We start from the raw sequence: 10,616 nt of genomic DNA on the forward strand, positions 1-10,616 counted from the left end.
TAAAAACGTTAATCAAAGTAAATGGCGCTGACCATTCTTCCTGTTTTAGGAGCAAAATATGACTCGCTCAAATTTTGGTATGTAGCTCTGCGGTGAGAAAAAAATAATTCATTTTGTTGATAGGTACAGTAATCCCCTCCAAAAACCTGTGTTATTCCCAAAGCAAACATTTTTTGCTTAGCTATTTGAAAAAGGTTAGCAAAATATTTATCATCAGAAGAGTCAAGATTCTTAATAAAGGCTTCTGGGTAGTCGAAAAACACTTTTTTTATTTCTTTTCCTACTTCAAAGTGTTTTTGACTAATGGCTGGTCCCATCCAAGCCATTAAAGACTTAGTATCGACAGGCATTTTAGACACAGTGTTTTCTAAAATACCGTCAGCTAAACCACGCCAACCTGCATGAACAGCTGCAACACAAGAACCTTGCTTATCGCACAACAAAATAGGCAAACAGTCTGCAGTCATAACAGCACACACTTGATTTTTTTTAGATGAAAAACAAGCATCGGCTTGAAATACTGTATCTGCAATATTTTCATTTATATCGAAATCTATACAGGTATTACTATGTATTTGATTCAACCAGACAAAATTCTGATAATTAGGCAGTAATTGACGATTTTTGTTGACTAAACTAGGTTCGTCACCTACATGCTGAGCAAGATTAAAAGAATCATAAGGTGGCAAACTAAAGCCTTTACCCCTACAACTAGTAAAGGCTTTAACATTGTTAGGTGCTGGCCAATTAGGTTGGATGTAATTCTGCTGTAGCAAAATTACACTTCTCCGCTGCCGTGTTCAGATTTGTCTTCTCTTAATACTTCTAAAAGTTCTACAAAATCATCTGGTAGTGGTGCTTGCCAACTTAACCATTCTCCTGTTACTGGGTGAGTTAATTCAAGTTGGATGGCATGTAAAGCTTGCCGGCGAAACATTCTTAACATGTTTACCATATTTTCGTTACAGGCTTTTGGTGGTCTTGGTCGTCCACCATAAGCTTGATCACCCACCAAGGGATAACGAAGGTGCGACATATGTACCCGAATTTGATGAGTACGCCCAGATTCAAGCTTTAATCTGATATAAGTGTGAGCACGAAATTTTTCTTTTACTCGATAATGCGTCATTGCAGGCTTACCTGACTCACGAACAGCCATGCTAGTTCGCTTAGTAGCATGACGACCGATAGGCTCATCGACTGTTCCACCAGCAACCATAGTGCCAACAACAACCGCTTCATATTCTCGGCTAATTTCTCTGGCCTGTAGTTGTTCAACCAAATGTGTTTGAGCCGGAATAGTTTTTGCTACTACCATTAGTCCAGTTGTATCTTTGTCAAGCCTATGCACAATTCCTGCTCGTGGTACATTAGCGATTTCAGGTGCATGATTGAGTAAAGCATTTAATACTGTACCGTCACTATTACCAGCACCAGGGTGCACTACTAAATTCATGGGTTTGTTAATAACTAAAATATGTTCATCTTCAAACACAATGTTCAAGTCAATATCTTGACCCTTATGTTGAACTTGCATTTCAATTTGAGCATCAATCTCAATTAGCTCTTCTCCTATTAGCTTTTCTCTTGGCCTGTTCAGTATTTGTCCATCTACTTTGACATAATCAGCAAGGATCCATTCTTTTATTCGGGATCTTGAATAATCAGGGAACATTTCGGCCAAAGCTTGATCTAATCGTTTGCCAAATAGTTGTTCAGGCACATTTGCCTGCAATTGAATCTTTTCATGTGGGGTAGACATGTATTAAACATCCTGAAAGTGTTTCGTAACGATTTATATATGCATAGCCCAATTTGCTGGGTTAGAATGCAACGCAGTTATCGATTTGGTAAAATACCATTCTAACGGATTTTTACCCCTAATGAATCATACATAGCCGATCGAAATAGAAATGAGAGTAAATAAGAGCATTATGATCAGAAAAATCAATTTAAAAAATATTATATTAAGCAGTGTTGTCGTTGCTTTGGCTGGATGTTCATCAGCGCCAGAAGACGAAGATGTTGACCTAGTTCTTCGTAGCAGAAGTGCTCAGAGTCTATATGAAGATGCTAAAGAAAAAATGCGCCTTGGAAACTTTAACGCAGCAACACAAACTTTGAGTGCGTTGGACTCACGTTTCCCCTTTGGGCCATTATCACACCAGGTGCAATTAGATCTTGTTTATGGTTATTATAAAACGGGCAAGACAGATGAAGCTCTGGCGACAATTGACAGATTCACTCGACTCAATCCCAATCACTCAGATGTTGATTACGCAATTTATATGCGTGGCTTAACAAATATGGAAGTGGATAATAATCTTTTTCAAGAATTAGTAGGCATTGATAGGTCTGACCGAGATCCAAGTAATTCTCGTTTAGCATTTAACGATTTCAGACGTCTGATAGAAAAATATCCAAATAGTAAATATGCCGCAGATGCACAAAAACGAATGTTACATATTAAAAGTCGTTTAGCAAAATACGAAATATCTATTGCTCGTTATTACATGCGCAGAGATGCATACGTTGCAGCAGCTAATCGTGGCAGATATGTCATAGAACATTATCCCGATACCAGTCATGTACAGGAAGCACTTGAGATAATGGTCGAATCTTACGACCAACTTCAGTTAAATGACTTGAAGGATAATGCAATGAAAACTCTTAAACTTAACTATCCTGATAGTAGTTTTATAAGTTAATAATATTCGAACATAAAAAAACGCGCTGAGGCGCGTTTTTTTGTGTTCGAATATTATTTAAAAAACAAGTGACTAAATGGATTCAACAATCGGGCAATACCCGCTGTAAAATGTAAGGGTTGATCAATTATAGTGAAAACTAAACATCCATCATCTGCTTGTGAATGCGGCAGATGGTTGTGATGGGAATCCATAACTGTAAAGTCACCTGATTCATACTCAGAGATACCGTCGCCATATTGTCCGTTAACAACTAAAGTAAATTCTGTGCCTTTGTGCGTATGCTCTGGTACACGACCACCTTTTTCCATATACATAAAATTGGCTCTACCGATTTCGCCAAGATCAACGGGTGCTTGCCAAAGTTTACCTACTAAACGAGACCAATTGCCGGTATTTTTCACATGACGCCTCAACGTTCTCGGTAGTTCGAAAAACTTACCATCTAACTCGATTGACGTGACATCTTCTACAGGTGCTATTCTATATGCACTTGGCAATGATGTAATCTCAGACATCATAGAGATGTAATGCTTACCTAGCGGTTCAGCAATTTCGGTTTGTTTAAAAACATCGCTTGCGAGTTGAATCTGTATCTCTTCACAGCTCTTTTTGCATTTAGGGCACATGTCAATATGAGCGGAAATCATCAATGACATTGCTGGCTGGCAATTACCAGCTGCAAATAATTGTAAATCTGTGAACATGGGGTGGAAATTAATCATCGTCTTTTAACATCTCTTTAAGGCGCTGTAGTGCAAGTCTGGTTCTGGATTTTACTGTACCTAATGGAATATCGAGCTCATTTGCAACTTCCTGCTGAGACTTCCCATCAATATAAATTGCCTCTATAACTAGCCTTTGCTTCTCAGGCAAAGAATCAAATAGTATGCCAATTTCATCCATAGTTACTTGATGTTCTAAGGATACTTCGTTAGCGTCTGGAGTTTGTTCGCACAGCACTGGCCATAAATCATCAGAGCATACATCTTCTTTACGATTTCTCTGTTTTCTGAGCATATCGAAGCGTATGTTCCTAGCTATTGTGAAGATCCATGTAGAAGGTGAACCTTTTTCCGCGTTGAACAGGTGTGATTTCTGCCAAACATTAGACATTGTGTCCTGTACAAGCTCCATTGCTAATGCTTCGTTACCCATCTGTTTCAGGGCATATGAACGCAGACGAGGCGCAAAGTAGCTAAATATTTTTGAAAAAGAGCGTTTACACCGCTCGCTTGCAACAATACATAAATACTCTGACATCTCTTCAGCACATTCTATTGGTTTAATGGAATTAATTTGTCTAGTTTCCTGAGATATTCCAACTAACATAGATTACACCATCTTTTATCGATTATGAATATTTATACTAGTTCGTTTGATTAAAGGATCATTCCACTAATTGTGTAAGATATTCTAAAGCTTTTGTACAGTCTTTGTGTCTCAAAAATTCTTGTTTCTGCGAGGCATCAACAGGCAATAACTCCAACCACCTGTAAATCACCCATATTGGGTCATTAAATTGAGGCGTTTGGTACATTGCTTTTAACTCAGGATAATTTTCAAATATTTCCTTTAGCTTGTCATCCATTGGTGAAATGGGAAGAATTGCAGTACCTGATGTCCACATATCGATGTTTTCACATTCACCAACTCTTAACTCATCAGCTTGTGTTGTTATTGAATTAATTTTAAAACAAGTTTGTCCTTCGACTGTAACGCCCAAAAAGCCATCATCCAACAAATCAAAATCAATTACTTTACAGAAGGTACCAATTGGATAAATATGCTCATTTTTAGTTTTATTACCTTGAGAATCTACCATACACACACCAAATCCTGCATCTGCAGCGCATACTTCTTTTATCATACGTACATATCTAGGCTCAAAAATTCTCAATGACATCCTACCGCCTGGCAATAGGTGAGCCGACAATGGAAACAGTGGGGCTTTGTAACATGGTTTCATAAAAATGTTTCATTTGTTAGCAATGACCTCGTTACGCAACACTTCCGAATTAAGATCTAAATAAAAAATGAAAGTTACCTTTAAATGATCCCTAGGCAAAATATTTAGGTATTCTATGCAAATTGAATTTAGTCTAATGCTTGAATTTATCTAAGTATTACAGACACATTAAATGAACTTCAGGATATAAATGAGTAAAAAAGTTGCAATTATAGGTTCAGGCATTTCAGGGTTAACTTGTGGACACTTGCTCCATCAAAGACACGATATAACCCTTTTTGAAGCTAACGATTACATTGGCGGACATACGGCAACTATTGATGTTGAAGTTAACAATAGAAAATATGCCATAGACACTGGTTTTATCGTTTTTAACGATTGGACATACCCAAATTTTATCAAGTTAATGAACAAAATTGGTGTTCAATCACAAGCTACAGAAATGAGTTTTAGCGTTAAAAATTTATCGCAAAATTTGGAGTATAACGGCAATACTCTTAATAGCTTATTTGCCCAAAGAAGAAATTTATTACGTCCTAAATTTTGGCGAATAGTTAGAGATATACTTAAATTTAATAAAATATGCAAAAAAGGTGCGTTAGATAAAATTGATTATGGACAGGAAACGCTTAACGAATTCCTGAAGCGACACAAATTTAGTGATGATTTCATTTATAATTATATACTCCCAATGTGTGCTGCAATTTGGTCGACTAGCCTAGAAGACATTAAAGCTTTTTCTTTTACTTTTTTTTTACGCTTTTTCAATAATCATGGATTGCTTAACATCACCGACAGGCCTCAATGGCGATCAATTGTTGGTGGCTCAAGAGAATACATAAAACCGCTAACTGCTGGTTTCGCACACAATATAAAATTAAGTAGTCCAGTAAAATCGGTTACTGATAATAAAAGTCAGAAATTGGTCCGTTTACAAGATAATTCTGAGCACTTATTCGATGAAGTTATCTTCGCATGCCACAGTGACCAAGCCTTAGCAATGCTTACCGAGCAAAGTGTCGTGCAAACAGAAATTTTAGGCGATATGCCATATTCTAAAAACGAAGTATTACTTCATACAGATGTCAGTGTTCTGCCTATCAGAAAATTAGCATGGGCAAGTTGGAACTACCTTATTAAAGGCTATGAAGGTGAATCTCAAGAGCCAGCTATATTGACTTACAACATGAATATTTTACAAAATATACAGTCTGATACAACATTCTGTGTAACTTTAAATAATAATAAAGACATTGACCCAAGAAAAGTGTTGGGAAGTTATCAATATTCACACCCTCAATTTAATAATAAAACAGTTGTTGCACAATCAAGGTGGGCAGAAATATCTGGTGTACATGGTCTGCATTTTTGCGGCGCATATTGGTTTAATGGTTTTCACGAAGATGGCGTGCGCAGTGCTTTAAATGTATGCAAGTCATTTGGCGAGGAACTCTAGTGCAAAGTGCCTTGTACAAAGGTAGTGTATTTCACAGCAGATTTGTGCCAAAAAAACATGCATTTACTTATCAAATATTTTTACTATGGCTTAACCTTGATGAAATCGATTTGCTTGAGGCAAAGGTGAGAGGTTTTTCAGCTAAATCATGGGCGCCACTGAGATTTAAACGCAGTGATTATTTAGGCGATGCAGATAAGCCGCTAAAACAATCTGTGCTAAATAAAATGACAGAACTGGCACAAAAACCACTTACTGGAACTGTTTATCTACTTGGACAAACACGTACTTTTGGTCTGTATTTTAGCCCAGTCAATTTTTATTACTTACAGCAAGATGATAATTCCTTTAGTCATTTACTGGCCGAGGTAAGTAATACACCATGGAATGACAGGCACTGTTACTTGGTCGATTTAGCGAAACAAGAAGATTGTGAAAAGGTTTTTTATGTATCCCCATTTAATCCAATGGATATGCAATATAAGTGGAAAATATCACAACCTACGCAGTCATTAAAATTGACTCTGTCTTGCTATAAAGAAATCAAACATTTTACAGCTAGTCTCAATTTATCAAAAGTTGAATTGAACTCAAAAAGTCTTTTCAACGTATTGTTAACTATTCCAAGCATGACTGTTAAAACCGTCATTGGAATTTATTGGCAAGCCATAAAACTATACATTAAAGGCGTGCCTTTTTATTCCCATTCAGAACAAGGTAAAAAATAATTATGCCAAACGGAGAACAAACATTAGTGGTGTCCTCTAATACATCGTGGCAACACAGATTGTGTCGTACAATAATGTTGAAAGTATTCGCCAGCCTTCCGCAAGGCAAGATGGTGATAAAAGAAAGAGGCGTTTTGGTTGATACCTTCGGTCAAAAAGATTCAGAGCTTCATGCTGAAATAGACTTTCAATGTTTAAGTGTTTACCAAAGCCTGTTGTTTGGTGGCAGCGTTGCATCAGGGGAAACATTTTCTGATGGATTATGGACGACTCCAAATCTGACTAATGTAATACGTGTATTTGCACGTAATCTACCACTGCTTGACAGCTGGGAGTCCAAAATGGAATGGCTTGCTTTTCCTATTCGTAAGATTAGCCACCTTGCAAACAAGAACTCAGCATCAGGATCGAAGAAAAATATAGCCGCTCACTATGACTTGGGCAATAAGCTTTACACCCGATTTCTTGATGACACTATGATGTATTCTTCGGCCATCTATCCTTCAATAAACAGCACACTGGCTCAAGCGCAGAACGCAAAATTAAAAGCTATTTGTGACAAATTACAGTTAACGTCCAAAGATCACGTGGTCGAAATTGGGACTGGCTGGGGTGGTTTAGCAGTGTTTGCGGCGAAAAACTATGGCTGCAAAGTCACGACAACTACAATTTCAGAAGAGCAACACCAATATACCCAAAACCTAATCAACAAAGAAGGTCTGCAAGACAAGATTACTCTCTTAAAGGAAGATTACAGATTACTTGAGGGCAAATATGACAAATTAGTTTCAATTGAAATGATTGAAGCTGTAGGTAAAGAATATTTGCCCACATTTTTTAAAAAATGTTCAAGCTTATTGAAGGACGAAGGTTTAATGGTATTGCAGGCAATAACAATCAGTGACCATCGCCTCGAAAGTTATAGCAAAAGTGTCGACTTTATTCAAAAGCATATTTTCCCGGGTGGTTTTTTGCCATCACAGTTACTCATTAACCAACATCTAAAAAAGCACACTGACCTTATGATACGTGATCTTCACGATATCGGACTGGACTATGCCAGAACATTGAGAGACTGGCATCACAAACTCTTAGAAAATAAGGAGCCTTTAGCGGAAGATGGTTATGATGACCGATTTATGAACATGTGGCGTTATTACTTCAGTTATTGTGAAGGTGGTTTTTTAGAACGTACCATTAGCACAGTACAATTGGTGATCAGTAAGCCAGCTTTTTCAAACAGTATTACCCGATAGTTTTCGTTAATATAATGAACCGTTACGCAATCAAATCTAGCACTTATAGGCTTTTAGCCATATTAATTGCCTTATTTTTTTCAGGAGTGACTATGGCCGAGCCACTTAATGGTCTAAAAAAAGTAGGTGAAGCTAAACTTAAAGTTTTGTTTTGGGATGTTTACAACTCTACCTTATACAATCAAACGGGTGAGTATTTAGAAGGACAATTCCCTCAAGCTCTAGAAATAGATTATTTAAGAGACATTGATGCTAAAGACCTAATAGAAAGGACAGTGGATGAATGGAAAAAATTGGACATTGAACAAATAACATATGAACGATGGATACCATTGTTGTCTGATATATTTCCGGATATTAAAAAAGGCGATACGCTTTTATTAAGGGTTAATGATAACTTGCATAGTGAATTCTTCTTTAATGGACAAACATTAGGGAGAATTTCGGACTCAAATTTTGGAAAAAGTTTCTTACGTATCTGGTTAGACATAAATTGCAGCTACCCGAAAGTGCGTAATCAACTTATTGGACTAAAAAAATGAAGCCATTTAAATATATAATTTTTGTTCTAATTTTTCCATTTGTGCTTTCATGCAGTAGTTCAATAGACGACTATGAAAACACTAAACCTACATTCAACTTAGCTGAGTATTTTAACGGAGAGGTCACGGCTTGGGGTATTGTTCAAGACTATTCCAACAAACTGACTAGACGCTTTTGCGTGGATATAATTGGCACTTGGGAAGGTAACCAAGGTCAGCTACACGAGACCTTTTATTATAATGATGGTGAACAACAAATACGTATATGGAACCTTGAGGTCGACTCTAATGGAAGTGTTACTGGTGGTGCAGCAGATGTTGTTGGTGAAGCCAACGGCGGTTCAAAAGGAACCGCATTTAATTGGCAATATACCTTACGAGTACCGATAGATGGCACAGAATATGATTTATTTGTAGATGATTGGATGTTTATGATGGATGATAATCGTATGATGAACCGGTCTTACATGAAAAAGTTTGGTGTTACTGTGGCTGAAATTTCCATTTTTTTTGATAAAACCCAACCTGTTAGAAAATGTGGATAGTTTGGCTAAATTAAATAAGACTATAATCCGTAATATTGTTCACATTAAATTTTAATATAGCTAAATTTTAATATCATGAAGTCAGATATATATATTATAGAAATTTATATTTGCATAAGTCTTACTTAAAATAAGCTGAAGCTTAACGAACATTTATATGTGTTTTAAAATATATTGTCGCTGTTTCTTCCAAGACATGGCTCTGCATCAACTTGAAACCGACAATGAATACAGCTTCTTTGCTCAAATTAATTTGTTATTAATGTGTAAAACGTACCACCGTCACATCACAAATCATATATGCATGCTTTTTGGTGTTGATAAATTACACGTTCAATACAAATCTTTGACATAACTTATATTTAAAGGTCACAAAAACCATACTTTGAAAATATGAATTTGAAAATATGAATTTGAAACACTTCACAATTTACTTTCAATGATTATTGGATCTTCAACAGAGCAATTACTTAAACTTCGTTCCTGACTATTTTCTCATTGACAACGCCCAAATCCTTTAAATGATCTTAACCTTGTGTTCGCTCCTGAAGATAGCAGTTAAGCTAATTTTATCGTGAAATTTCAGTCTATTATATGCAAAAAGATATTGTGTTTTCTAAGTTTAAAATTTGTTGGTTATTTTTTGAAATGATAATTTAGACGTTCCAAATCTTTTCTTTTAGGCACATATGAACTAGGGTTTATTGATTTGACAAATGCCAATTTTATTTCCTAATATTTTTGTGTTTTATTTTTTTGGCAATAATAATAAAGTTTCTTTCGTTAATTACAGGATTAATTAGTTGTGACAACAAAAATACAAAAAGCTTTAAATATTCATCATATTAGAGTGGTTAAACAATTTTCAAAGACCAATGAGGTCAAGATATCTGACATTGAAAGGTACTTAGCTGAATACGTTTCAATACCTACAGCTAGGAAAATAATTCATCAGTTAAATGACTTGAACATTATAAGCTTTGACCAGAGCATTGCTGACAAAAGGGTAAAAATAGTGCGCTTCCTCATTACAAATTTAGATGAGTACATGTAAAAATAATTTTTGTTCTTAAATATTTGTCAATTTTTCGTAGCTTTTAATTGCGTTACTTTCCTTCAGCTGTAGGCTTCGTTTTAATTGTTCATAATCTACAGCCAAAACAGTTGAATCCAATCAATTACTAAGTCGATGAAAACAAAAATAAACCTTTTGTTCACTAGTAAATACCCTCATATTAATTAATCTGTTCTACATTTATTAATAGCTTGACGTGATTTATGTGCCTTCATTTATAATTCTTCTCATTTTACTAGATTTATAACAAGTACCTAATATCAGAAACAATCGATTTGAAATACTACTGAATAGAAATATAAAATAAAAATAGCCATCTTAATTAACTGTTAAAAGG

General features: G+C 35.8%; 11 protein-coding genes. 6 read left to right on the top strand and 5 right to left on the bottom strand.

Annotated elements, in window-relative coordinates:
* Positions 1–8: 8 nt before the first annotated feature.
* On the bottom strand, positions 9–776 hold the full coding sequence (gene pgeF, locus QZ562_RS16600; protein WP_293762604.1) for a peptidoglycan editing factor PgeF: 768 nt from the start codon (positions 774–776) through the stop codon (positions 9–11).
* A 2-nt stretch (positions 777–778) separates the two neighbouring features.
* On the bottom strand, positions 779–1,762 hold the full coding sequence (gene rluD / locus QZ562_RS16605) for a 23S rRNA pseudouridine(1911/1915/1917) synthase RluD (RefSeq protein ID WP_293762606.1): 984 nt from the start codon (positions 1,760–1,762) through the stop codon (positions 779–781).
* A gap of 172 nt (positions 1,763–1,934) precedes the next feature.
* On the opposite strand from rluD, the gene QZ562_RS16610 reads away from it, so the two are divergent.
* A complete protein-coding gene (locus QZ562_RS16610; protein WP_293762608.1) occupies positions 1,935–2,708 on the top strand; it encodes an outer membrane protein assembly factor BamD in 774 nt (257 codons plus the stop codon).
* A 53-nt stretch (positions 2,709–2,761) separates the two neighbouring features.
* Here the strand turns inward: QZ562_RS16610 and QZ562_RS16615 are convergent, their stop codons facing one another.
* The 3 genes from QZ562_RS16615 to QZ562_RS16625 are packed head-to-tail and all read right to left on the bottom strand — an operon-like array spanning position 2,762 to position 4,677.
* The gene (locus tag QZ562_RS16615; protein WP_293762610.1) at positions 2,762–3,433 is read right to left on the bottom strand and encodes a ChrR family anti-sigma-E factor; all 672 of its coding nucleotides are present in this window, start codon (positions 3,431–3,433) and stop codon (positions 2,762–2,764) included.
* Positions 3,426–4,040, bottom strand: a complete 615-nt coding sequence (locus QZ562_RS16620; RefSeq protein WP_293762613.1) for a sigma-70 family RNA polymerase sigma factor — start codon at positions 4,038–4,040, stop codon at positions 3,426–3,428. The genes QZ562_RS16615 and QZ562_RS16620 overlap by 8 nt, the downstream gene beginning before the upstream one ends.
* 58 nt (positions 4,041–4,098) lie before the next feature.
* Entirely contained in the window at positions 4,099–4,677 is a 579-nt protein-coding gene (locus QZ562_RS16625) for an LON peptidase substrate-binding domain-containing protein (protein ID WP_293762615.1), read from the bottom strand.
* A 190-nt stretch (positions 4,678–4,867) separates the two neighbouring features.
* On the opposite strand from QZ562_RS16625, the gene QZ562_RS16630 reads away from it, so the two are divergent.
* The 5 genes from QZ562_RS16630 to QZ562_RS16650 all read left to right on the top strand — a co-directional run bounded on the left by QZ562_RS16630 (position 4,868) and on the right by QZ562_RS16650 (position 9,204).
* Positions 4,868–6,133: an FAD-dependent oxidoreductase gene (locus QZ562_RS16630; protein WP_293762617.1), complete on the top strand. Its 1,266-nt coding sequence runs from the start codon at positions 4,868–4,870 to the stop codon at positions 6,131–6,133.
* The gene (locus QZ562_RS16635) at positions 6,133–6,861 is read left to right on the top strand and encodes a DUF1365 domain-containing protein (RefSeq protein ID WP_293762619.1); all 729 of its coding nucleotides are present in this window, start codon (positions 6,133–6,135) and stop codon (positions 6,859–6,861) included. The genes QZ562_RS16630 and QZ562_RS16635 overlap by 1 nt, the downstream gene beginning before the upstream one ends.
* A 2-nt stretch (positions 6,862–6,863) precedes the next feature.
* The gene (locus QZ562_RS16640) at positions 6,864–8,117 is read left to right on the top strand and encodes a cyclopropane-fatty-acyl-phospholipid synthase family protein (protein ID WP_293762621.1); all 1,254 of its coding nucleotides are present in this window, start codon (positions 6,864–6,866) and stop codon (positions 8,115–8,117) included.
* A 92-nt stretch (positions 8,118–8,209) separates the two neighbouring features.
* On the top strand, positions 8,210–8,659 hold the full coding sequence (locus tag QZ562_RS16645) for a chalcone isomerase family protein (RefSeq protein ID WP_293762623.1): 450 nt from the start codon (positions 8,210–8,212) through the stop codon (positions 8,657–8,659).
* On the top strand, positions 8,656–9,204 hold the full coding sequence (locus QZ562_RS16650) for a DUF3833 domain-containing protein (protein ID WP_293762625.1): 549 nt from the start codon (positions 8,656–8,658) through the stop codon (positions 9,202–9,204). Before QZ562_RS16645 ends, QZ562_RS16650 begins: the two co-directional genes overlap by 4 nt.
* Positions 9,205–10,616: the final 1,412 nt, after the last annotated feature.

The sequence above is a fragment of the uncultured Paraglaciecola sp. genome (genome assembly GCF_913058035.1).
Classification (GTDB): domain Bacteria; phylum Pseudomonadota; class Gammaproteobacteria; order Enterobacterales; family Alteromonadaceae; genus Paraglaciecola.

What these genes read in the sequence shown, in the direction of transcription:
- rluD (WP_293762606.1), bottom strand. Translation starts at nt 1,762, where the DNA reads ATGTCTACCCCACATGAAAAGATTCAATTGCAGGCAAATGTGCCTGAA.
- QZ562_RS16610 (WP_293762608.1), top strand. Translation starts at nt 1,935, where the DNA reads ATGATCAGAAAAATCAATTTAAAAAATATTATATTAAGCAGTGTTGTC.
- QZ562_RS16615 (WP_293762610.1), bottom strand. Translation starts at nt 3,433, where the DNA reads ATGATTAATTTCCACCCCATGTTCACAGATTTACAATTATTTGCAGCT.
- QZ562_RS16620 (WP_293762613.1), bottom strand. Translation starts at nt 4,040, where the DNA reads ATGTTAGTTGGAATATCTCAGGAAACTAGACAAATTAATTCCATTAAA.
- QZ562_RS16625 (WP_293762615.1), bottom strand. Translation starts at nt 4,677, where the DNA reads ATGAAACCATGTTACAAAGCCCCACTGTTTCCATTGTCGGCTCACCTA.
- QZ562_RS16630 (WP_293762617.1), top strand. Translation starts at nt 4,868, where the DNA reads ATGAGTAAAAAAGTTGCAATTATAGGTTCAGGCATTTCAGGGTTAACT.
- QZ562_RS16640 (WP_293762621.1), top strand. Translation starts at nt 6,864, where the DNA reads ATGCCAAACGGAGAACAAACATTAGTGGTGTCCTCTAATACATCGTGG.
- QZ562_RS16645 (WP_293762623.1), top strand. Translation starts at nt 8,210, where the DNA reads ATGGCCGAGCCACTTAATGGTCTAAAAAAAGTAGGTGAAGCTAAACTT.
- QZ562_RS16650 (WP_293762625.1), top strand. Translation starts at nt 8,656, where the DNA reads ATGAAGCCATTTAAATATATAATTTTTGTTCTAATTTTTCCATTTGTG.